Raw genomic sequence first — 1,115 nt, forward strand, 5'->3', positions numbered from 1 at the left:
GTAGCCACGAGATCATGTGACTGTTTTTCACGATATCCGTAAGGATGTGCTTCTCGCCATCGGAGGGCCGTTTCAACAATCTGATCCAGCTCATGATATCTGGGCTTCCAGCCGGTGTCCCTGCTGAGCTGTGTGGAATTGGCGACCAGCACGGCCGGATCACCCTGTCTGCGCGGAGCCCATTCCCAGGGTACCTTGCGCCCGCTCACACGCTCAACGCTCTGGACAACTTCCAGATTACTGAAACCCAGCCCGTTCCCGATATTGTAGGTCACGGATCTGGTATCGAGCAGGGACAGGACCAGGATATGCGCGTCAGCCAGATCGGTCACATGGACATAGTCGCGAATGCAGGTGCCATCATGTGTCGGATAATCATTGCCAAACAGCTTCAGCCCCGGACGACGCCCCAGGATGCTGTCAATTGTCAGCGGGATCAGATGTGTTTCAGGCTGATGATCTTCCCCCAGCCGCCCCAGAGGGTCAGCGCCTGCTGCGTTGAAATAGCGCAGGCTGGCGCTACGCATGCCATGAATGCGGTCTGCCCATACAAGCGCCCGCTCGATAAAGAATTTGCTTTCGCCATAAGGGGAGCTGGGGTCGATACGGGCATCATGAACGATCGGCTCCGAACCATGGTCCCCGCCGAACAGGGCTGCCGTTGAGGAAAATACAAACCGTGGCACGGCATGCGCGGCGCACGAACGGATGAGGTTCAGTGCCGTGACATAGTTGTTATGCAAATAGTAAAACGGGTCTCGCATACTGTCCCCGACAAGGGACAGTGCCGCGAAATGCAGGACCGCATCCCACTGATCACTTGCAACGACCCTGTCCGTGGCAACAGGATCTGCCAGATCCACATTAAAAAAACGTACGCCCGGTGCGACTGCGGATAAATGACCTGTGCTGAGATTATCAAGTACCGCCACTTCATGGCCTGCATCCAGCAGGCTTATGACAGCATGGCTACCGACGAATCCCGCTCCGCCAGTCACAAGACACTTCATTACATTCCTTTTCTATCAACGGGCATGCGCAGCCTGCATCAAGATGTGATTTAATATTAAAGACCCATCTAACCAAAAATACGCCGGAATGCCAGCACTACTTTG

1 protein-coding gene is annotated in these 1,115 nt (G+C 54.9%); it reads right to left on the bottom strand.

The window, feature by feature from the left end:
* A partial coding sequence (galE, locus tag MSKU9_RS17810; RefSeq protein ID WP_141262661.1) for a UDP-glucose 4-epimerase GalE occupies nucleotides 1-1,010 on the bottom strand: 1,010 nt, incomplete at its 3' end.
* Between the last annotated feature and the right edge of the window lie 105 nt (nucleotides 1,011-1,115).

Source organism: Komagataeibacter diospyri, from assembly GCF_006538165.1.
Classification (GTDB): domain Bacteria; phylum Pseudomonadota; class Alphaproteobacteria; order Acetobacterales; family Acetobacteraceae; genus Komagataeibacter; species Komagataeibacter diospyri.